This window comes from Bacteroides sp. K03, assembly GCF_019734355.1.
Classification (GTDB): domain Bacteria; phylum Bacteroidota; class Bacteroidia; order Bacteroidales; family Bacteroidaceae; genus Bacteroides; species Bacteroides nordii.
Map to the genome: position 1 here is coordinate 23,136 of NZ_JAASHC010000039.1, position 20,604 is coordinate 43,739.

Below are 20,604 nucleotides of genomic sequence, written 5' to 3' on the forward strand. Positions count from 1 at the left end.
GTAAGGGAATCTCAAATATCAAAAAGTTCAAAGAAAGTCGTTTTAGTGTTAATATAGTCTAACGAAAAAGGCGGTTTAGAAAGGAAAAACTGTCTGTTTTATTGAATTCTGTTTGATGTAACATTTGTAATTACATCAAACAGAATTTTCATATCAAATCTTCGTTTATTGAACAATAGGTTTAAACTGGTGTATTTATTATGTTAAATTGGTTTTTTTTGAAAAAAATATCAAGCTTTATTGTGTTAGATAGAAATTTTATCCCTAATTTTGCAGCGACAAGAAAAAATAATAGTCGTTCTCTTACCTAATAAGTAAGGGAACTCTTTTTGAGTATCATTTTTTTCTTAGAAGTCACTGCTGAGATAATTTTTTTGTTTGCTTCACTCATCGTTTTGTTATCCAGCGATTCCAGATATACATATGTTACTTTTTCCGATGAATGTCCCATTCCTGTACTAATGATCGAGACAGGAATTCCTTTTTCCCTTGCTGTACTTGCCCAGGTGTGCCTTGCTACGTATGAAGTGAGGTGTGGCGTTATCTGTATCATTTCCGATATCTGATGCAAATGCTTGTTATACAGCCGCAATGCGCTTTTGTATTGCTTGTATCCTTGTTCTCCTACAGCATTTAGTATCGGTAGCAAGTAAGCCGAGTTTTTGCATTCACGTGCATAGCGTTTAATGATCTTGTGCGCGCAGTTTTCAACGGTAATATACAGCTGTTGCCGGGTTTTATGGCGGCGGTAAACCAGTATGTTTCCATTGACATTACTTTTACGCAGATAAGCCAGGTCTACGAATGGGATTCCCTGTAAGTAGAAACTTAGCAGAAACAGGTCACGACTAAATTCCAATTGCGGGTACCGACTAAAATCTGCTTCCCGTAATTGGTTGATTATAATCGGTTTGATAGCCCTTTTGGCGGTCGTGTCGCAGCCTACAAATACATTCTCAAAGATGTCTTTGGTGTTTATTGTAGCTACTCCGGCAGCCACTGCCTGGTTAAAGATAGAGCGCAACATGCGCATGTACAAAGAGATCGTGTTTTCATACAACCCCTTCAGAAAGAGATGCTGCTCAAACCCTTTAATAAGTTGAGGAGTAATCTCGTCAAAACGAGTAGATGGAGTACCTGTAAACAATTGTAAACTGTGCAGCGTACTTAGATAACTATCTGCGGTACTATACCTTCCAGACAGTTTTGCTTTTTCAATCAATGATTTTGTGAAGATTTGTATTTCCATTTCTATGCTTCCTTTTAGGTTTGTTCAATAAACAAAGAATAAGATCGAAATGATTTTGGTTGTTTAGATAATGAGTTGGTAAAGATAGGATAAAGATATGGTAAAAAAAAGAGCGATTTGCATATTTTTTGCTATGATTTTATTTTGAATACCTGGAAAATAGAGAAATAAAAGAATCTCTAACGAAGATGATATATTATAATATTTACTGTTTTTTCGCGGTGTATTAATCATTTTAATCGAGAAAATTATGGTAATAGCTTATTTGAGAGTAAGTACAGAAAAGCAGTTTTTAGCCAATCAGAAAGAAGAGATTTTAAGATTCGCAGAGAAGAATGGGTTGGCTATTGATAAATGGTACACCGAGACGGTGAGTGGGAGTGTAAGTACGAAAGAGCGAAAACTGGCACCGCTATTGCGACAGATGAAGCCGGGAGACACGCTGATTGTTACAGAGATTTCAAGATTAAGCAGGACCCTATTGGAGATTATGACTATTTTAAATTCATGCATTAAGAAGCAGGTAGTACTGTATAGTACTAAAGAGGGATATGTCTTTCAGAATGATATAAACAGTAAAGTGTTAGGGTTTGCATTCGGCTTAATGGCAGAAATAGAACGTAATCTTATTTCCATGCGTACAAAAGAGGCCTTGGCAAGACGCAAGCAGGAAGGAGTTGCATTAGGGAGGAGAAAAGGAGATAATCCTAAATTGCAATTATTGCATGATAACAGAAAATATATTTTAAAACAAGCACGAGGTGGTGCTAAACATGCGAAACTGGCACGTGAGTTTGGAGTGTCCAGAACGACCATGTTCCGGTTTCTCAAAGCAGAAGGAATGACGGCAAATACCTGATGAACTTAAAAAATGTGAATTGAGAATTTGGATGTGCTTGACATCGCATGATAAATCTCAATTCACAAATTTTGAATTTAACAATTTGTTCTATAAGGTTTTAGTTGTTCACTCTTTTATGAAGGTTCTTAAGCTCAAACGCAAGCATGAACCTGAAAAGACCGATGATGAGGAAGGTGAACGAAATCATATACACGGCATATAATGCACCTATTGCTGGTTGCCACAGAATGAGCAGAGAGCATAAAATAGCCAGAATTCCGAATGCCATATACCAGCCCCAGTCGCGGGTTCCATAACGTTTCAGATCCATGGAGTAGCCTGTGGCAGAGAACCCCCGGAACATGAGCCAGAAAGCAATCAAGAAAGGTATAACTTCCATGCTTACCATTGGATAAACCACAAGATAAATACCGATAATAAGGTCAATAATACCTCCGGCGAGGTACCAGCCCCAGCTTGACACATGTTTATTGCTTATAGCAAAAAGAATTTCCAGAATACCACTGACTAACATGGAGATACTGAAGATAATGCTTAGAGCTACATAACTACTTAACGGAGCAAACATAAGGCATAACGCTACGCCGATATACAAAATACCTAAAATAAGAGACATCCACCAATTTTTCACTGAATGTTGAATCTCATCAAATACTGTTTTCATACGAATGTGATTTTATTAATTGATACTATAAGTTTGTTAGGGGAGTAACAAATAGAGGGAAAAAAGGTTTGGCATGGCGACTTGATATACAAATCGGTTGTATGCTGGATAATATATCATATGAGGCTTGATGTATGATTCTGTTATTTCTTTGTGAACCTATTGCAAACTTTAATTGTTGTATACACAAAGGAGCGAAACTTAAGACTCTTTTTTAAAATACTAAATAACTAATAATAATATATCTTATGGCAACAACAAATTTCAAAGGACAACCGGTAAAGCTGATCGGTGAATTTATACAGGTAGGAAAAGTAGCTCCTGATTTTGAACTTGTAAAAACAGATTTATCTTCTTTTTCTCTGAAAGATCTCAAAGGGAAAAATGTAATTCTTAATATTTTTCCAAGTCTTGATACAAGTGTTTGTGCAACCTCTGTACGTAAATTTAATAAAATGGCAGCTGGTTTGAAAGATACAATCGTATTGGCTATCTCCAAAGATCTTCCTTTTGCTCATGCGCGTTTCTGTACTACTGAAGGTATTGAAAACGTAATTCCATTGTCGGATTTCCGTTATTCGGATTTTGATGAGAGTTATGGTGTGCGTATGGCAGATGGTCCGCTTGCCGGCTTGTTAGCACGTTCGGTGGTAGTGATTGGTAAAGATGGTAAGATTGCTTATACAGAGTTGGTACCGGAAGTTACGCAAGAACCTGATTATGATAAAGCACTGGCTGCTGTGAAAGAATAAATTATTAAAGAGAGAGAGGCCTGTGCCTTTTAAAGGCACAGGTATTAAAGATTTTGACCTAATAGGGACTGGTTTATAGATATGGTAATATCGCCATCTCTTCAGTTCTTGTTAGGTTGTGTTTTTTTCAGAAATAAATAAAACCTAAACAGAATGAACAGAATGCAATTAGTGCCTATCGCCTTTTTATTTATGGGCGTAGGAGTGTTGTCGGCTCAAACGGAACCGGCAAAAGAAGCTTCCCCCTGGACAAGGGAAGGATATGCCGGGGTGAAATTGACCCAGGTAAGTTTAACAAACTGGGCTGCCGGTGGTGACAACTCTGTTGCCTTTGATTTACAGGGTGCTTATCAGGCCAATTATAAAAAAGGAAAACATCTTTGGAACAATCGTCTCGAATTGGCCTATGGATTAAATAAAACGGGCGAAGACGGTGTAAGGAAAGCGAATGATAAGATCTACCTGAATTCTAATTACGGATATTCTATAGCGAAGAGCTGGTATGCCAGTGCTTTTACTACTTTTCAGACGCAATTTTCTCCCGGATATGATTATAAGGTAAATAAAGATATCTCTGTTTCGGAGTTCATGTCTCCTGCCTATCTGACCACCGGACTCGGTTTTACTTACGAACCCAATAAGATTTTTACGGTAGTACTGTCTCCGGCTTCCTGGCGTGGTACGTTCGTGCTCAATGATCGTTTATCTGACGAAGGAGCTTACGGTGTAGATCCGGGCAAGCATTTATTATCGAGCTTCGGAGCAAATCTGAAAGGAGAGGTGCGATATGAGTTTATGAAGAATATGACAGTTTATTCCCGTCTGGATCTCTATTCTGATTATTTGGATAAACCGCAGAATGTGGATGTGAATTGGGAGGTACAGATAAATATGGCAATTAATAAATGGTTCTCAACTACATTAACTACCAATCTGATGTATGATGACGATGTGAAAATAGCCCAGAAAGACGGAACAAAAGGACCACGGGTGCAGTTTAAGGAAATATTGGGAGTAGGATTGCAAATTAATTTCTGAGTTTTATTTCACCACAGAGGACACGGAGGACACAGAGATACTGAATAATTATCTAATTGATTTTAAATAATTAAAACTCTGTGTGATTCTGTGTCCTCTGTGGTGAAATAAACTCAAAACAATACGAAGTCCTTATTTCTTCTTCAGTGCTTTGTAAACCAGGAAACCTACAATAAATACCCCTACAGCGATAAAGAAGTAACCCAGTTCGTGACTGTATTCACCAACACGTGCCAACAATTGTTCTTCGCTCTCGATACCCGGAACGGAAGCCAGATGGTATCCGATAGCTGCCAGTATACCATTCCATAAACCGGCTCCAAGAGTAGTGTATAACAGGAAGGTGGAAAGCTTCATACGGGCAAGACCGGCAGGGATAGAGATTAACTGACGTACAGCAGGGATCAGACGCCCTACAAAAGTAGACAATGCACCGTGCTTATCGAAGTATTCTTCTGCATGTTGTACTTTAGCTTCGTCGATGAGGCACATGTGGCCAAAACGACTGTTGGCAAACTTATAAATGATAGGGCGTCCCAGCCAGTAAGCCAGATAATAATTGATGATTGCTCCGAGGTTTGCTCCAATTGTGGCAAACAATACTACCAGATATACATTCATTTCATCATTTACAGCTGCTTTGTAGGCGGCAGGAGGTATAACTACCTCGGACGGAAAGGGTATAAACGAACTCTCGATGGTCATTAACAGGGTAATAGTCCAGTAGTTAAGGTGATCGAGACACCATTGAATGAAGGCTACAGATTCCATTTGTTTAAATTCTGAATGCTAATTTATAATTTAAGTATTTTGATTTAGTAGTCAGTAGATAGAATCTATGCATGTGATAACTCTTATGCCAAATGGATTCCAGTTACCAGCTATTATCTACTAACTTCTAATTTTAGTTATCTTCTTTATCTTTCTCAGTCTCTCCGTTATTTACATCGTCGAGTTCATTCATGAATGTTTCCAGATTCTGCAAGATATCTTTGTCGGTATTTTGTGACAACATTTCCTGAATCGTCTCTATGCTTAGCGGAGTTTCTGACATTTGATTGTATTTTTGGAATCCTTTGTGATCCCTAAGAATCATGCAGATAGAAGCCAGACGACCATTGATCCCCGGATAATCAGGATCTTGTTTCTTGGCTTCTTCAAAACAAAGGCGGGCATTTTCTACCATGCCATAGTCCAGGCTATAGTTGCCTATCTGCACTAATGTTTCGGCTTCGGGTGCATATTGCAACGCTACAGCCCAGCACTTTTTAGCTTCCTCGAACTTATCCTCTTCCAGATAGAGGCGTCCTTCCTGCAGATAAATTTCCACACTCTCAGGTATCTGTTTTTTGGCCTTTTCGCAGAGTTGATGTGCTTCTTCATATTTGCTTAACTTGGAAAGACAGAAAATTTCATTGCTGTATATATCCGAAAGGATGGGAGAGTTATCGTCTCCGATAATTTCCATTGCAAGTTCATAACTTCTGTAAGCCAGTTCCCATTTTTCCTGATTGGCATATGCCAGCCCGATAAACATATGAGCAAAGTCGGGAGGTAGGCTTTTGTTCTGTAGAGCCAGTTGATATTCCTGGATAGCTTCAGTTTCATTCTCTAAATGGAAGAGGCTGTGTGCTCTTATGATGTGTGCCTCTCCGAAATTATCATCGGCCGCAAGGGCAAAGTCGCAGGCTTCAATAGCCTTGTCAAACTCCTGCTGGCTGAAATGGCATTTGGCAAGTCCGGTCCAGTAAGAGGGATTGTACGGATTCTTATCAATCAGCTTGTTGTAGAAACATATTGCCTTTGTGTTATGCTCTCCGCTACGATAGCAATCGGCGATGGCTGCAAGGAATTCTTCGTTCTCCTTATATTCTTCCAGTCCGAGAGTGAGCCATGGCAATGCTTTCTCCGGATAGCCCATATCCATATAAAGATACGCTACATCAATGATCGTTTCCAGTGATTTTTCTTCTTCAATAGAGTTGAGCAGGATTTCTGCTTCGTCCAACTTACCTTCGTTCAACAGGATTTCGGCTTTTAGCAGTTTGACTTCCGGATCGTAACCTTCTGCGATACTGTCAACCACGGTTATGGCCTTTTGAAGTTGCATCGTATCCAGATATAGATAAGCCTGCTCTACCAAGAGGTCTGTGTGCCCCGGATGAAGTTCAAGACCGTAGCTGATTACTTCTTGTGCTTCCTCAAAACGACGGTCTGTGGCATATTTGTCTGCGATATCTGCAAGTTGGTCACCGTCCAGATAAAGTTGCCTATTCTCTGCTTTTGCTGTTTCGTAACTTGCAATGAGTTCGTTCAATTCTTGTTCTTTATCCGTAGATGGATTTTTTCTAGCCATTTGATTAATTAAAAATGAGAATTAAAAATTAAAAACGAAATTGAGGGAGAAAGAAACGGACTGTACTTTTGTGTATGTGCAGTCCGCTTTTTATTTCCAACTTTTAATTTTTAATTTTGAATGTATCTTTCAACCCCACGGTGCGGTTGAATATAAGTTTGTCGGGAGCCGACTCTTTGTCTATATTGAAGTAGCCTATGCGCTGGAATTGCAGGTACGAGAGTGTAGGCAATGTTGCTACATACTTTTCCACATAGCAATTATTGAGTATTTGTAAAGAGTCAGGATTGATAATCTCTTTCATGGCCTCCAATGCTTCGCAGTTTTTAGCTTCACGGATGGCAGCCAGTTCGTCACGCGGGTTCTCTACTTTCCAAAGACGGTCATAGAGGCGTACTTCTGCAGATAGGCAGTGTGCACAACTCAACCAGTGCAAAGTACCTTTCACTTTACGGTTAGCATCGGGCATACCACTTTTTGTATGTGGATCATATTCGCAATATACTTCAGTAATATTACCGTTTTCATCCTTCTTACAGCCGGTACACTTTACGATATATGCATTTTTGAGACGTACTTCCTGTCCCGGAGTCATGCGGAAATATTTTTTCGGAGCATCTTCCATAAAGTCTTCACGTTCAATCCACAGTTCGCGGCTGAACTCGATTGTATGGCTTCCTGCTTCCGGATCTTCCGGATTGTTAATTGCATCCAGTTCTTCTACTTCTCCTTCGGGATAGTTGGTAATAATCAGTTTCACCGGATTCAATACCGCAGAAACACGGGTAGCACGGGCGTTGAGGTCTTCACGTACAGCACTTTCCAGCAAAGCAAATTCATTGAGAGCATCATAAGTAGTGTAGCCAATTTTGTCAACGAACTTACGGATAGACTCAGGTGAATAGCCACGACGACGGAAACCGCAGATAGTCGGCATGCGTGGATCATCCCAGCCATTTACCAGACCTTCTTTTACGAGTGTTAGCAGATTGCGTTTACTCATCAGCGTATAGCTGAGGTTCAGCTTATTGAATTCATACTGACGGGGACGATTGTCATTCAAGTCATTCCCTTCTTTCAACCAGTCGATAAAAAGATCGTATAACGGACGGTGTACGACGAATTCCAATGTACAGAGTGAATGAGTCACTCCTTCAAAGAAGTCACTTTGTCCGTGCGCAAAGTCATACATCGGATAGGCTTTCCAGGTAGTACCTGTACGGTGATGCGGATGTTTCACTACACGGTAGATAATCGGGTCACGAAAATGCATGTTAGGATTCGCCATGTCTATTTTAGCACGGAGTACCATAGCACCTTCTTCTATTTCGCCACTATTCATTTTTTCAAATAAGGCAAGATTCTCCTCAATGGGGCGGTTACGATAAGGGCTTTCAGTTCCCGGTTGAGTCGGAGTACCTTTTTGTGCGGCAATCTGTTCGGAAGTCTGTTCGTCAATGTAGGCTTTACCTTCTTTGATAAGACGCACGGCAAAGTCCCAAAGTTGCTGGAAGTAATCCGAAGCATAATATACATTTCCCCACTCAAAGCCGAGCCATTTGATATCTTCTTCGATAGCTTCTACATACTCCACATCTTCTTTGGTTGGATTGGTGTCATCAAAACGAAGATTACATACACCGCCATGACGGGCCGCAAGGCCGAAATCGAGGCAAATAGCTTTGGCATGACCTATGTGAAGATAACCATTGGGTTCAGGCGGAAAACGCGTCTGTACCTTTCCTCCGTTTTTGCCCTCTTTTAAATCATTTTCTACAATTTGCTCAATAAAGTTGAGGCTTTTTTTTTCGCTTGTCACCTCTTCGTTTCTAATATCTGTCATAGCGTTTAATGAGTTACGAGTTATGAGCTACAAAAGTATGACATTTTTTTTGCATAACCTTATTTCACCGGAATATATCCACTCTTTTTTATAATATCCTGCCCTTCCTGAGAAAGAATGAAGTCAATAAGAGGCGTTACCGCTTCTTTGTTCTCTGTATTGTAGTAATAATAAAGAGGACGTACGATGGGATAAATTTTACGAGTTGCATTTTCTACATTGGGCTGGGCATAATGCTTGTTGTCATAAGATACTGACAACGTTTTGATACGTGGTGATACATAGGCCAACCCGACATAGCCGATAGCTCCCTTTGTCTGGCTCACCGATTGTATGATGGCACCGGTGGCAGGCATAGAGAGGCTATTGGACATGTAATTCTTATTTTTAAGTACACTTTCTTTAAAGAATTCGTAGGTTCCTGAAGAGGTTTCCCGGGAGTATACAACGATCTTACGGTCTTCGCCACCCACTTGTTTCCAGTTAGTGATTTTACCCCGGAAGATATCCTCCAACTGTTGACGGGTAAGTTGCTTCACCGGGTTTGTAGGGTGTACTACTACGGCAAGGGCATCATATGCAACGATAACCTCCTCTATATTTTTTTGAGCAGCCTTGGCCTTCATCTTTTCACTAAACTTGATAGGGCGGGAAGCCATAGCAATGTCAGTGGTATTATCCATTAAGGCGGAGATACCTACTCCGGTTCCACCACCTGTAACGGTGACACGGCTATCTGCGTTTCTATTTATAAAGCGTTCGGCTGTTTGCTGGGCAACTGGAAGTACCGTGTCACTACCTTTGATCCGTTGAGCCTGAATGCCTGTGGTTATAAGAATCAGACTCAGAAATAATATGCTTTTTGCATTCATAAATTCATTTATAATTGGTATTTCACTCGCAAATTAAAAAAGAAGATGTTACATTCTTGTTATAAAGTCTACAATGTTTTCTCTTGTAACACAAATGTAACACTTTTGAAACACTTCCTTCAAGCGGAATTCACACCTCCTTAACATGATACTCTTTCCTTTGCATTCAGAAATCAAACAATAGGTATGAAGAAGATTTTCGAAAAGATTGTAGAGGGAATGCTTACTTGTAGTGGCTTTGTTACAAGTATAACCATCCTGCTTATCGTACTATTCCTGTTTACTGAAGCTTTTGGGTTATTCAGCAGCAGAGTAATAGAACAAGGATATGTATTAGCTTTAAATAAAGATAACAAGGTCAGCCAGCTAAGTCCGGCTCAGATAAAAGATGTTTTTGACGAAGAGATAACGAATTGGAAAGAACTCGGTGGGGAGAATCTCCCTATCCGGGTTTTTCGTTTAGAAGATATCACACAATATTATACGGAAGAAGAGTTGGGAGATGCTTATCAGTATGCCGGGGCACGTATTATGGAACTGATTGAGAAGACTCCGGGGATTGTTGCTTTCGTCCCGCAACAGTTTATTACAACACCTGATAAGGTACATTTTATCAAGGATAATACCATTTCCGTAAAAGATGTATTTGCCGGTGCGGAATGGTTCCCGACGGCTACTCCCGCTCCGTTGTTTGGCTTTCTGCCTCTTATTACCGGTACCCTTTGGGTAAGCCTTTTCGCTATACTTATCGCTTTGCCGTTCGGGCTTTCCGTATCTATTTATATGTCCGAAGTAGCCAATCCGAAAGTACGTGGCTGGCTGAAGCCTATCATCGAATTATTGAGTGGAATCCCGTCGGTAGTCTATGGCTTTTTCGGGTTGATAGTGATTGTACCACTTATACAAAAAGTATTCGATTTGCCGGTAGGAGAGAGCGGGCTGGCAGGAAGTATCGTATTGGCCATCATGGCACTGCCTACCATTATTACTGTGACGGAAGATGCAATGCGCAATTGTCCGCGTGCCATGCGTGAAGCCAGTTTAGCGTTGGGAGCCTCACAATGGCAGACTATATATAAGGTAGTTATTCCTTTTTCCATCTCCGGAATCACTTCAGGAGTTGTGCTTGGTATCGGTCGTGCTATTGGTGAAACGATGGCTGTACTCATGGTAACCGGAAATGCAGCGGTAATTCCTACTACAATCCTTGAACCGTTGCGTACCATCCCGGCCACTATTGCTGCCGAACTGGGCGAAGCACCTGCCGGTGGGCCTCATTATCAAGCGCTGTTCCTGTTAGGTGTAGTATTGTTTTTTATCACATTAATTATAAACTTTAGCGTAGAGTACATCTCGTCTAAAGGCGTAAAACGAAGCAAATAAAATGGAAATAGCAAGTAATAATAAGGCGAAACGTCGTTCACAAGGCATTGCTTTCGGGATCTTCCGGGCGTTAAGCTTGTGTATCGTACTGATCTTGTTTGCCATATTGGGGTTTATTATATATAAAGGTATAGGAGCTATAAATTGGGATTTTATTACTTCTGCGCCTACCAATGGTATGACGGGAGGAGGTATCTGGCCCGCTATTGTAGGAACATTCTACCTGATGATAGGAAGTGCGCTTTTTGCCTTTCCGGTAGGAGTGATGAGCGGTATCTATATGAATGAGTATGCTCCCAAAGGAAAGCTGGTTCGCTTTATTCGAGTGATGACCAATAATCTGAGTGGTATTCCATCCATTGTTTTCGGATTGTTCGGTATGGCTCTGTTTGTCAATTATCTTGGGTTCGGTGACAGCATTCTGGCTGGTTCGTTAACGTTGGGATTGCTTTGTGTTCCTTTGGTGATTCGTACCACAGAAGAGGCGTTGAAGGCGATTCCTGACAGCTTGCGTGAGGGTAGCAGAGCGTTGGGAGCAACCAAGTTACAAACGATCTGGCATGTGATTTTACCAATGGGTATGCCCAATATCATTACCGGACTGATCCTTGCCTTAGGGCGTGTTTCCGGTGAGACGGCTCCAATCCTTTTCACGTGTGCAGCCTATTTCCTGCCGCAGTTGCCTACCAGTATTTTTGATCAGTGTATGGCATTACCTTATCACCTTTATGTGATTTCTACCAGCGGTACGAATATGGAAGCTCAATTGCCGTTGGCTTATGGCACTGCATTGGTGTTGATCCTGATTATTCTGTTGGTAAACTTGTTGGCGAATGCCTTGAGAAAGTATTTTGAGAAAAAAGTAAAAACAAACTAAGTAAGATTTACGATTAGACAATTTACGATTTACGATTGATGTTGCAATTCGTTTCAAGTTGCATCGCATTTTGTAAAATCATAAATAGAAGTAATTTCAATCGTAAATTGTAAATCGTCAAATCGTAAATAAAGAATATGGAAACAATGGTAAGTGCTCGTGATGTGAATTTCTGGTATGGTAACTTTCATGCATTGAAGGGTATCGGTATGGAGATCGAAGAAAAAACGGTAGTAGCGTTTATTGGTCCTTCAGGCTGTGGTAAGTCTACCTTTCTTCGTTTATTTAACCGTATGAACGATTTGATTCCTGACACTCGCCTGACAGGAGAGATTCGAATCGATGGTGAGAATATTTATGATAAAGGCGTACAGGTCGATGAACTCCGTAAGAATGTAGGAATGGTTTTCCAGCGTCCCAATCCGTTTCCTAAAAGCATTTTTGAAAATGTGGCGTATGGTTTGCGGGTGAATGGAGTTAAAGACAATGCTTTTATTCGTCAGCGTGTCGAAGAGACATTGAAAGGAGCAGCACTTTGGGACGAAGTCAAAGACAAGCTCAAAGAGTCTGCTTATGCTCTTTCGGGCGGGCAGCAACAGCGTCTTTGCATCGCACGCGCTATGGCCGTATCTCCTTCTGTATTGCTGATGGATGAACCTGCTTCCGCCCTCGATCCTATTTCTACGGCAAAGGTAGAAGAATTGATTCATGAGTTGAAGAAGCAATATACGATTGTCATAGTAACACACAATATGCAGCAGGCTGCTCGCGTTAGTGATAAAACGGCCTTCTTCTATCTGGGAGAGATGGTAGAATATGACAATACAAAGAAAATCTTTACGAATCCGGAGAAAGAAGCAACGCAGAACTACATAACCGGAAGATTCGGATAAAAAAATAATTATTCAATGTGCCAATTGAATAATGTGCCAATGTGTCAATATGCCAATGTGCCAATTGCCATGCGGCATGTTGTTGTATTACGGTTAATTGGCATATTGGCACATTTTTCAAATTAGCACATTATTATATTATTATATTATTATATTATTATATTATTATATTATGGTGAAGTTTATAGAATCGGAGCTCATCCTGCTGCACAAAGAAGTTGATGAGATGTGGACATTAGTTTATAACCAGTTGGATAGAGCTGGAGAGGCCGTATTGACACTTGATAAAGAACTTGCCCGGCAAGTGATTGTTCGTGAACGGAGAGTGAATGCTTCCGAACTGAAAATAGACAGTGATGTGGAGGATGTGATTGCCTTGTATAATCCTGTGGCTATCGATTTGCGTTTTGTGCTTGCCATGCTTAAGATTAATACCAATCTGGAACGTCTGGGTGACTTTGCCGAAGGGATTGCCCGTTTTGTGCTGAAGTGTGAGGAGCCTGTTTTGGATGCCGAATTGTTGAAACGTCTTCGTCTGGAAGAGATGTTGGGAGAAGTGCTCTCTATGCTTGAATTGGCAAAACGTGCTTTGAATGAAGAGAGTATTGAACTGGCTACCGCCGTTTTTTCCAAAGACAACCTGCTAGATGAAATCAATGCTGAAGCCACTACGGTTCTTGCCGGTTATATAAAAGAACATCCCGAAAGTGTACTTTCCTGCCTGAATCTCGTAAGTGTGTTTCGTAAGTTAGAGCGTTCAGGTGACCATATCACTAATATTGCCGAAGAGATAGTGTTCTTTATTGATGCAAAAGTGTTAAAACATAGCGGAAAAACGGATGAACACTATCCGGAAAAGTCATAATATGCAACTTTTTATACAAAAATTAGTAGTACTTAAAAAAAAGTTCTATATTTGTCTGCTGTAACGGGTAGGTAGTGAGGCGGCTATCTTGAAATGATAATAAATCCAAAGAAAATTCAAAAAGATGTTATAAGACATGTTTTAATATTTGGTTCATAACGAGAAAAGCGCCTATATTTGCACCGTTATCCTGAAAACAATCTTTTTACCTTAAAAAAAAACTAATACCTATTGAAAACTGAGAAATGGAGCTTTGTGAAAAGCCCCATTTTTTTATACCTATGTCCTATTAACAATTAACACAGATTATTTGTTTCCTCTACTCTAATCAGTTTCAATTTTGTATCTTTGACCCCATGATCGGAGAGGGTATCTCCAACCGTAAATCGTAAATAGTTAAATCATAAATAGTAAATATCTTTATGTTTTCCGGAATAGTAGAAGAATATGCTACTCTCGTAGCACTGGTAAAAGACCAGGAAAATATACACTTTACTTTTAAGTGTTCGTTTGTAAATGAGTTGAAAATAGACCAGAGTATTGCACACAACGGTGTATGTCTGACAGTTGTTAGCATGACCGATGATACCTATACTGTGACTGCCATGAAGGAGACGCTTGACCGTTCCAACCTTGGCTTGCTTAAAATAGGGGATAAGGTGAACGTGGAACGTAGCATGATGATGAACGGACGTCTGGACGGACATATCGTGCAAGGACACGTTGATCAGACTGCTACTTGTGTGGATATCAAAGATGCAGACGGAAGCTGGTATTTCACATTCAAATATGCATTTGATACAGAGATGGCAAAGCGTGGATATATCACTGTAGACAAAGGTTCGGTAACGGTGAACGGCGTCAGCCTCACTGTATGTAACCCTACGGATGATACCTTCCAGGTAGCCATTATACCTTATACTTATGAACATACCAACTTCCATACTTTTGTGATCGGTAGTGTGGTAAACATTGAATTCGATATCATCGGCAAGTATATCAGCCGTATGATTCAGTATAAGTTTTAAAGTTATAGAGTTATAACTCTAAAATCCTATAACCCTTTTTATGGATTTTCTGCAATTAGTTATGTCACGGCAAAGTGACCGTGCTTATGATAAGGAACACTCTGTTGAACCGGAAAAGCTGGAACGGATACTGGAAGCTGCTCGTTTGGCACCTTCAGCTTGCAATGCACAGCCGTGGAGGTTTGTGGTGGTTACGGACAGAGAACTTTCCCGCAAAGTAGGGAAGGCTGCTGCCGGACTTGGCATGAATAAGTTTGCGAAGGATGCACCTGTACATATCCTGGTAGTGGAGGAATCTGCCAATATTACTTCTCTTTTGGGAGGTAAAGTGAAAGACAAGCATTTCCCCCTGATTGATGTAGGCATTGCAGCTGCCCATATTGTTCTTGCTGCCGAAGGTGAAGGCTTGGGGTCGTGTATCCTTGGTTGGTTCGATGAAAAAGAAATTAAACAACTGACGGGTATTCCTGCTTCTAAACGACTGTTGCTGGATATTATTGTCGGCTATCCATTGAAAGAGAAGAGGAAGAAAATTCGTAAGGTGAAAGAAAAAGTGATATTTTACAATGGCTATAAGTGAAATAGCAGAGTCCTTCATTTCCCGCATACAAACTTAGTATTTTAACGGTGACTTAAAATGCATATTAATAGTGTGTTAAGTACGTACTTTGGTATTCCAAAAGTACGTACTTTTTTATTGCTTGATTTCCAGGTTTTTAAACCTGTTTTTTACTGTGAAGTCCTGAGTATTTTTAGGATATATTTTCCCGGTGCCTCAATCCTGCCCCAGTTTGTTTTTGCCAGTATTCTCCATATTTCCGTCCCCTTCCTGCCATAGTCCGACAATCTCAGTATCGCCTTAATCTCGGCTTTGTCCTTCACATTGTGCAGCCTCAGGCTCTCCAGTAGCCCGCTGTAATTGTGTGTTTTCTCATTGAGTGCGTATTCGGGTGGGGGGGATTAGAGGGGGGAAGTTCTTTACTCTTCTCTGCTTTACTTTACTTTGTCTGAAATTGTCTGCATTTTCGAGGTTCAACTCCATTTGAGTCGGTAACTTGTCTACATTTTCTGTAGTTGAACTACCTGTTTTGCATACATTTTTTGAGTTCGCCCCCTCTGTCAGCATGTAGGGCAGTTTGGTTAAGTCCTTCTTTCTGCAGCTTGTAGCCTCCAACCATACCTTTTGTATTTCCACAGAAGTCAGTACTCCGTGTGTTTCGTAGCTTTCTTTATCGAAAAATTCTTTTTCAATGCTGTAAGTGTTTTATATCCATTCTATCGTTTGCTTCCTAAATTGAAACAATACTTCCAATAATTATTTTTCATGAAACTACTTTTTACAGGAGCTTCTGGCTTCTTAGGTAATCATATTTATCCTTTATTGAAAGAGAAATACTCTATTTCTACTATCGGTTTAACTTCACTGGATAATTACTTCGTTAATTTGGCTATAGCGGTTCCTTTCCTAACAGAAAAGTATGATATTGTTCTTCATGCTGCCGGTAAAGCCCATTCTACACCTAAAACAGAAGAGGAAAAGCAATTATTTTTTGATGTGAACTTGCAAGGAACAAAGAATCTATGTGTAGCATTAGAGCGCACAAGTATTCCTATGGCCTTCATTTTTATTAGTACTGTTGCTGTTTATGGTTGTGATTGTGGCGAGAATATAACAGAAGATCATCCCTTAAATGGAATGACACCTTATGCCTTAAGTAAAATACAAGCAGAGCAATATTTACAGGAATGGTGTAATAAACATCATGTGACTTTAGGAATTATTCGTCCTTCATTGATTGCAGGGCCTAATCCTCCGGGAAATTTAGGTGCTATGATCAATGGGATACGTCATAGTAAATATTTCAGCATAGCTGGTGGTAAAGCCCGGAAAAGTGTTTTAATGGTGCAAGATATTTCGAATTTGATCCCATTATTAGCAGAGAAAGGTGGAACCTATAATGTTTGTGATGCCTATCAGCCTACATTCCGGGAATTAGAATCCGTGATATGTAGGCAACTTGGTGAGTCAATGCCGCTTTCCATTCCGTGTTGGTTGGCAAAAAGTATGGCTGTTGTTGGTGACTGTTTTGGAAGCAAAGCACCTGTTAACTCTTTAAAACTGAATAAAATAACCAAATCTTTTACTTTTAGTAATGAGAAAGCAATGCGTGAATTGGGGTGGAAACCTATGAATGTATTGGAGAATTTTAAAATTGAATAGCTATGCTTTGGGGAGTTATAGGAGGTTTACTTGCTCTTGTTATTTTAATCTTTAGTGGCCTCCAACTGTGGTTTTATCTGATTAATAAAAACGAATAATGTATTATTTAATAGTCTTAGTTCTGCTTTTCCTGGCAGAACTTTTTTATTTCCGTATTGCTGATAAATGCAATATCATCGACAAACCCAATGAACGCAGTTCGCATACCCGGATCACTTTACGGGGTGGGGGGATCATCTTTTATTTCGGCGTATTAGCCTATTTCCTTACGAATCATTTTGAATATCCCTGGTTCATGCTTGCCCTGACACTGATCACTTTAATCAGCTTTATTGATGACATCCGTTCTACTTCTCAAGCACTGCGATTGGTGTTTCATTTCTCCGCCATGGCTTTGATGTTCTATCAATGGGGGCTGTTTTCTCTTCCCTGGTGGACAATCCTTGTTGCGTTAATAGTACCGGTATCATTAATGCTTATAACTTTATGGATGGAATCAATGGGATCACCGGAGGTTACTCCCTGGTCGTTCTGGGAGCATTGGCATATATTAATACAAAAATAACCGCTTTTGTTGAAGCAGATTTTATCTATACCTCACTTTGTGCTGTAGTAGTCTTTAATTTCTTCAATTTCCGGAAACGGGCGAAGTGCTTTGCAGGTGATGTAGGTTCGGTGAGTATTGCATTTATCGTTTTATTCCTTATCGGTAAGCTGATAATCAAGACGGAGGATTTCAGTTGGATTATACTGTTAGTAGTGTATGGGGTAGATAGTATACTTACCATTATTCATCGTCTGATGCTTCATGAGAATATAGGATTACCTCATCGTAAACATCTGTATCAGATTATGGCAAATGAACTGAAGGTACCTCATGTGGTAGTCTCTTTTGTATATATGGTGATACAAGCATTGGTAATAGTGGGTTATTTCTATTTCCAGGTGTATGGTTACTGGTATTTATTGAGCAGTATTTTAGTATTAAGTATTCTATATGTCTTGTTTATGTATAAATACTTTGATCTGCATTTTTCTTTCAACTAACTGATAATTATCTCTCTACAAACTTTCTGAGAGAAACAGCTTTACCTCTCTCTTTTTCGTTTGCCATCCGATAATAAACCCTCATCTTTGCAATGTTGATCAACGAAACGTGTGAATGAAAAAAACGATTAGTAACATTTAAAAAGAGGAGGTAATTATGCCTTTATTTTACAGAGCGGTGCAATCACCGATGGCCAACAAAGCGGGAACTAAGTTATGGCATCTTAATCTGGTTAAAACCGGAGCAACAGTAACTACTCAGCAATTGGCTGAGGTAATAGCGGAGAAATCATCCCTTACGCCGGGTGATGTACAGAATGTGGTACGTAATCTGATGTCGGCAATGCGGGAACAACTTCTGAACAGCCGTACGGTACGTTTGGATGGCTTGGGAACATTTACAATGAAAGCCCGTACGCAGGGCAGGGGAGTAGAGAGTGCCGATAAGGTAAACCCGAATCAGATAACAGCTTTGAAGTGCCAGTTTACGGCTGAGTATACTCGCCCGGCAGCTATTGATACCACACGTGCCCTGTTGCAAGGTGTACAGTTTGTACATGCTGATTTGCTGAAGAGCATGACCGAGGGAGGAAACCCTGGTGGTGAGGGGGAAGATCCTTCTATTTAGTTGAAAGCTTAGAGAGTTGAAAGTTGAAAATTGAGAGTTGAAAGTTGGCTGCGCGGCACTTGATACGTTATTAAAATGGGAGGAAAATGAAAAAGACGATTTGGAATACGATTTTAAAAGTGGTTATAGCTGTGGCAAGTGCCTTGGCTGGTGTATTTGGCGGACAGGCTATGATGGCTTAGCGGACAAATAAATATAAATAAGAGATCGCCCGGTTCATTCTTAGGAGTGAATCGGGCGATTTTTGTTTATTATAAGTCTTTCAGTAATACTTTACTTGCTTTTTTGTAGTACTCTTCTCTTGATTCTACCAGTACCCGCCACTCATCACTGAACTCTTCTTCTTTGTCTATCTTGAAGTTCTCAGAACCATAAGTATCAAGGCGCTCGAGTAGTACAGCTACGTTTAATTTATTGATATCCATGGAAGGCTGATAAGCAATGTTTTCGCTTTTTTGGTCAGTCACAACTTCGTGTATCAGATTGATTTCCTGCAACTGATACAATGTCTGATTGGTGAGTCGTATCGGGATCTGATGTTCGTCTGCCAGCTGTTCGGAGGTATATGGGGGCTCGTTTTGTTCAAAGCGTTTGGCTATAAGAGACATAATGAGGATAGAGATAAAGTCCCGGTAACGGCGGCTGATATTCTGGGTGTCTTTATCGAAACTAAAATTCCTTATGTTTTGTCCTGCAAAAGTCAGTTCTGCTCCAAACAAACAGATGGTCCAGGAGATTTGCAACCACAACAGGAACATCGGTAAGGCAGCAAAGCTGCCGTAGATGGCATTATAGCGCGATACCCATAACTGACTGCTGATGTATAGAAACTGGAATGCCTGGTAAGCAGAACCGGCAAGGATTCCTGATATCAGAGCATGTTTGAACTTCACTTTTGTGTTGGGCATAAATATATAAAGCCCTGTAAACATAAACCAGGTGAGCACAAAGGGGATAAGCCGTATCAGAAACTTCATAATAGGAGCCAGCAAAACGAAATCTTCTATCTGCTTCAACATTGTACTCATGAAGATGGAAAGACCACCGGAAACAACAATAAGGATAGGCATCAGAAGAAACATAGAGAAATAGTCGGTGATTTTGCGATACATATTTCTCGCTTTCTTTACTCCCCAAATGCGGTTGAAGGTAATTTCGATGTTACTTACCAGATTGATTACCGTCCACAATAACATGATTAAACCCACTCCGATGAAAACTCCACCTTTGGTTTGCGACAAGTAAGAGTTTACAAACTCAAGAATGGTATCAGAGGTTTCGGTTGCACCTCCAAAACCGTTGCGGAACTGATGTTCCATTATGGTGGAGACCCCAAATCCCCGGGCAATGGCAAATACAATGGCAAGTATAGGTACAATGGCGAGCAATGTGCTATATGTCAGTGCAGAAGCTTTATTGACAATACGGTCTTTGGTGAAACGGTTGATGCAGAGATAAATGGTTTTGATGATATTGTAAACCGAGAATTTAGTTTTGGTTACCTCATCTTCCGTGATACGCCAGATGTCATAGGTGATAAATTTCCATATATCTGCTATTCTTTTATTCATGGCATTCAGTAGATTATAATTTAAAAAAAAAAGCAGTCGGCCTGTAAGCCGAGTTCTGTCCTTGTATAATTTTTAATTTATAATTATTAATTAAACAAGTGCCTGTCATTTATCTGAGTGACATGTTACCATGCCACTTTAGCGGTCTACCCTCCGACATGGAGCGAGCAACTCTCATAACGCCGGTATACATGACCTTACAACTCCCAAGACGTACAGCCCGACACGTCACCATGCGGCTGGTGGGCTCTTACTCCACCTTCTCACCCTTACCTTGTCTTTCCGAAAAAAGAGAGGCGGTTATTTTCTTCTACGTTACTCTACCCTCGCGGACAGCTTTCTGTTAGGAAGTGGGATGCTCTGTGTTGCCCGGACTTTCCTCCTGTGCCGAAACACACGCGACAGACCAGCCAACTGCTTTAGGGGGGCAAAAGTACGTCATTTATTTCTTTTAT

Annotated in this window: 19 protein-coding genes, 1 other RNA gene and 1 pseudogene; 13 read left to right on the forward strand and 8 right to left on the reverse strand. The window is 40.3% G+C overall.

Annotation, left to right across the window (positions count from 1 at the left end; translation table 11 throughout):
- Positions 1 to 307 precede the first annotated feature (307 nt).
- On the reverse strand, positions 308 to 1,249 hold the full coding sequence (locus HCG69_RS18790; protein WP_221651304.1) for a site-specific integrase: 942 nt from the start codon (positions 1,247 to 1,249) through the stop codon (positions 308 to 310).
- Between the two features lie 250 nt (positions 1,250 to 1,499).
- Between HCG69_RS18790 and HCG69_RS18795 the strand changes: the two genes are divergently transcribed.
- Complete coding sequence (locus HCG69_RS18795; protein ID WP_221651305.1) at positions 1,500 to 2,108, forward strand: master DNA invertase Mpi family serine-type recombinase; 609 nt, start codon at positions 1,500 to 1,502, stop codon at positions 2,106 to 2,108.
- A 100-nt stretch (positions 2,109 to 2,208) separates the two neighbouring features.
- Here the strand turns inward: HCG69_RS18795 and HCG69_RS18800 are convergent, their stop codons facing one another.
- The gene (locus HCG69_RS18800) at positions 2,209 to 2,775 is read right to left on the reverse strand and encodes an HdeD family acid-resistance protein (protein ID WP_221651306.1); all 567 of its coding nucleotides are present in this window, start codon (positions 2,773 to 2,775) and stop codon (positions 2,209 to 2,211) included.
- Between the two features lie 248 nt (positions 2,776 to 3,023).
- Between HCG69_RS18800 and tpx the strand changes: the two genes are divergently transcribed.
- Both tpx and HCG69_RS18810 read left to right on the forward strand, forming a co-directional pair.
- The gene (gene tpx, locus HCG69_RS18805) at positions 3,024 to 3,527 is read left to right on the forward strand and encodes a thiol peroxidase (RefSeq protein WP_002561552.1); all 504 of its coding nucleotides are present in this window, start codon (positions 3,024 to 3,026) and stop codon (positions 3,525 to 3,527) included.
- A 153-nt stretch (positions 3,528 to 3,680) separates the two neighbouring features.
- Positions 3,681 to 4,565: a DUF3078 domain-containing protein gene (locus tag HCG69_RS18810; RefSeq protein WP_221651307.1), complete on the forward strand. Its 885-nt coding sequence runs from the start codon at positions 3,681 to 3,683 to the stop codon at positions 4,563 to 4,565.
- A gap of 132 nt (positions 4,566 to 4,697) precedes the next feature.
- Here the strand turns inward: HCG69_RS18810 and HCG69_RS18815 are convergent, their stop codons facing one another.
- The 4 genes from HCG69_RS18815 to HCG69_RS18830 form a co-directional block, all read right to left on the reverse strand.
- Positions 4,698 to 5,336 (reverse strand): DedA family protein, encoded by a 639-nt coding sequence (locus HCG69_RS18815; protein ID WP_221651308.1) that lies wholly within the window; start codon positions 5,334 to 5,336, stop codon positions 4,698 to 4,700.
- Positions 5,337 to 5,469: 133 nt separating this feature from the next.
- Positions 5,470 to 6,921, reverse strand: coding sequence for a tetratricopeptide repeat protein (locus tag HCG69_RS18820; RefSeq protein WP_221651309.1), 1,452 nt, complete (start codon positions 6,919 to 6,921; stop codon positions 5,470 to 5,472).
- Between the two features lie 103 nt (positions 6,922 to 7,024).
- Positions 7,025 to 8,764, reverse strand: coding sequence for a glutamine--tRNA ligase/YqeY domain fusion protein (locus HCG69_RS18825; protein WP_002561556.1), 1,740 nt, complete (start codon positions 8,762 to 8,764; stop codon positions 7,025 to 7,027).
- Positions 8,765 to 8,823: 59 nt separating this feature from the next.
- On the reverse strand, positions 8,824 to 9,636 hold the full coding sequence (locus HCG69_RS18830; RefSeq protein ID WP_221651310.1) for a PstS family phosphate ABC transporter substrate-binding protein: 813 nt from the start codon (positions 9,634 to 9,636) through the stop codon (positions 8,824 to 8,826).
- Between the two features lie 186 nt (positions 9,637 to 9,822).
- On the opposite strand from HCG69_RS18830, the gene pstC reads away from it, so the two are divergent.
- From pstC to HCG69_RS18880, 10 genes and pseudogenes are all read left to right on the forward strand, one after another.
- On the forward strand, positions 9,823 to 11,019 hold the full coding sequence (pstC, locus tag HCG69_RS18835; RefSeq protein ID WP_221651311.1) for a phosphate ABC transporter permease subunit PstC: 1,197 nt from the start codon (positions 9,823 to 9,825) through the stop codon (positions 11,017 to 11,019).
- 1 nt (position 11,020) lies between these two features.
- Positions 11,021 to 11,896, forward strand: coding sequence for a phosphate ABC transporter permease PstA (gene pstA / locus HCG69_RS18840; RefSeq protein WP_122200588.1), 876 nt, complete (start codon positions 11,021 to 11,023; stop codon positions 11,894 to 11,896).
- A gap of 137 nt (positions 11,897 to 12,033) precedes the next feature.
- A complete protein-coding gene (gene pstB / locus HCG69_RS18845; RefSeq protein ID WP_221651312.1) occupies positions 12,034 to 12,789 on the forward strand; it encodes a phosphate ABC transporter ATP-binding protein PstB in 756 nt (251 codons plus the stop codon).
- Positions 12,790 to 12,961: 172 nt separating this feature from the next.
- On the forward strand, positions 12,962 to 13,654 hold the full coding sequence (gene phoU, locus HCG69_RS18850) for a phosphate signaling complex protein PhoU (protein ID WP_195351137.1): 693 nt from the start codon (positions 12,962 to 12,964) through the stop codon (positions 13,652 to 13,654).
- Between the two features lie 422 nt (positions 13,655 to 14,076).
- Positions 14,077 to 14,682, forward strand: a complete 606-nt coding sequence (locus tag HCG69_RS18855) for a riboflavin synthase (RefSeq protein ID WP_221651313.1) — start codon at positions 14,077 to 14,079, stop codon at positions 14,680 to 14,682.
- A 40-nt stretch (positions 14,683 to 14,722) separates the two neighbouring features.
- Positions 14,723 to 15,262 (forward strand): nitroreductase family protein, encoded by a 540-nt coding sequence (locus HCG69_RS18860; RefSeq protein WP_221651314.1) that lies wholly within the window; start codon positions 14,723 to 14,725, stop codon positions 15,260 to 15,262.
- A 744-nt stretch (positions 15,263 to 16,006) separates the two neighbouring features.
- Positions 16,007 to 16,903, forward strand: a complete 897-nt coding sequence (locus HCG69_RS18865) for an NAD(P)-dependent oxidoreductase (RefSeq protein ID WP_221651315.1) — start codon at positions 16,007 to 16,009, stop codon at positions 16,901 to 16,903.
- Positions 16,904 to 17,000: 97 nt separating this feature from the next.
- Positions 17,001 to 17,950 (forward strand): annotated as a pseudogene (locus tag HCG69_RS18870) (glycosyltransferase family 4 protein).
- 157 nt (positions 17,951 to 18,107) lie between these two features.
- Positions 18,108 to 18,578, forward strand: a complete 471-nt coding sequence (locus tag HCG69_RS18875; protein WP_221651316.1) for an HU family DNA-binding protein — start codon at positions 18,108 to 18,110, stop codon at positions 18,576 to 18,578.
- 86 nt (positions 18,579 to 18,664) lie between these two features.
- Positions 18,665 to 18,760 (forward strand): smalltalk protein, encoded by a 96-nt coding sequence (locus HCG69_RS18880; RefSeq protein ID WP_002560793.1) that lies wholly within the window; start codon positions 18,665 to 18,667, stop codon positions 18,758 to 18,760.
- 69 nt (positions 18,761 to 18,829) lie between these two features.
- Here the strand turns inward: HCG69_RS18880 and HCG69_RS18885 are convergent, their stop codons facing one another.
- Together HCG69_RS18885 and rnpB are read right to left on the reverse strand one after the other, a co-directional pair.
- On the reverse strand, positions 18,830 to 20,149 hold the full coding sequence (locus tag HCG69_RS18885) for a YihY/virulence factor BrkB family protein (RefSeq protein ID WP_221651317.1): 1,320 nt from the start codon (positions 20,147 to 20,149) through the stop codon (positions 18,830 to 18,832).
- A 28-nt stretch (positions 20,150 to 20,177) separates the two neighbouring features.
- Positions 20,178 to 20,567: RNase P RNA component class A (rnpB, locus tag HCG69_RS18890), an RNA gene on the reverse strand.
- Positions 20,568 to 20,604 lie beyond the last annotated feature (37 nt).